Annotated in this window: 1 protein-coding gene; it reads right to left on the bottom strand. The window is 42.1% G+C overall.

What is annotated here, in order from left to right:
* A partial coding sequence (locus tag B4J50_RS09715) for an efflux RND transporter permease subunit (protein WP_286954150.1) occupies positions 1-1,397 on the bottom strand: 1,397 nt, incomplete at its 3' end.
* Between the last annotated feature and the right edge of the window lie 8 nt (positions 1,398-1,405).

Genomic DNA, 1,405 nt, shown 5'->3' with positions numbered 1-1,405 from the left:
ACCTGAAAAAGGCTTTGGCAAAACTCCCCTGTGCTATCTGGGGACAGGCCAATAGGAGCAAAAGCTATAACAGCAATAAAAGTAGCTCCCAACAAAGGCCATTGAGTTTGAGTCACAACACCCACGGCAGAAGATATTCTATCCTCACCGCTTTGTATCCGCACAAGAAGGCCATCAGCAACAACGATGGCGTTGTCCACTAGCATTCCCAAAGCTACAATCAATGCTCCAAGAGAAATACTATGAAGATCTATCCTCACAAGTTTCATTGCAATAAAAGTGGCAAAAATTGTAAGCAACAATACCCCGCCAATAAGCATTCCACTGCGGAAACCCATAAATATAAGTAATATGGCAATAACTATACCCAGAGCTTCCAGAAGATTTAATAAAAAGTTATTAATTGCCTTTTGAACTGTATCCGACTGGTAGTAAATAAGCCCTAAATTCATGCCGATAGGAGTCTGCGGCTCTAGTTCCTTGAGCCGCTTCTTTATGGCTTCTCCCATAGCAATAACGTTGCCACCTTCTACGTTGGAGATACCGATTCCAACAGCAGGACTTCCATTATAACGCATCATTGCCCGTGTCGGCTCTATATAATTACGAGTAACTGTAGCTATGTCATCTAAACGGATCAGCACCCTCGAGGAAGATGCAAGAAGTAACGCCCCTACTTGTTCGACAGAAGAAAACTCCCCAGTTGGAGTTATGCGAATATACTCTGCTCCCGCTCTCACTTTCCCCGATGGAACCACGAAATTCTGAGCTTTGAGAACTTGAAAAAGTTCTTCCATAGAGATACCGAGCTGACTAAGTTTCGTTCTGGAAATTTCTACATAAATAGCCTCTTTTTGTATGCCTGTCACTTCAACACTTGCAACCCCAGGAACAAGAAGCAACTCCTTACGCAGGTAATCAGCAAAATCTTCAAGTTCTCTGTAAGAATATCCTTCGCCAGTAAGGGCAAAATAAACTCCATATACATCTCCGTAGTCATCGTTAACTAAAGAACGACTTGTTCCTGGTGGTAACTGCTCTTGAACATCATTTATTTTCCGTCGTAACTCGTCCCATATTTGAGGCAAATCTTTTGCTGTATACGTATCTTTAATATCTACATACACAAGAGAAACGCCTTCCTGAGAAAGAGACCGGACCTTATCCACTTGTCCCATCTGTTGAGCAGCCCGTTCTATAACTTCCGTTACCTCTTCCTCCACTTCTTTTGGCGTAGCTCCTGGGTAAGCAGTGGTAATTACCGCTGTCTTAATAGTAAAGGCAGGATCTTCCAGTTTTCCTAACCCTTTATAGGCAAAAACTCCACCTATAATCAAAAAAACTGTAAAAAACCACGTCACGTATCTCTTTTGAATTGAATATTCTGCAATATTCATAATAGGCC

The organism is Aminobacterium sp. UBA4908, from assembly GCF_002398115.1.
Lineage (GTDB): Bacteria > Synergistota > Synergistia > Synergistales > Aminobacteriaceae > Aminobacterium > Aminobacterium mobile.
The sequence above is the reverse complement of the archived record's forward strand: the minus strand, read 5'-3'. Positions and strand labels throughout refer to the sequence as shown.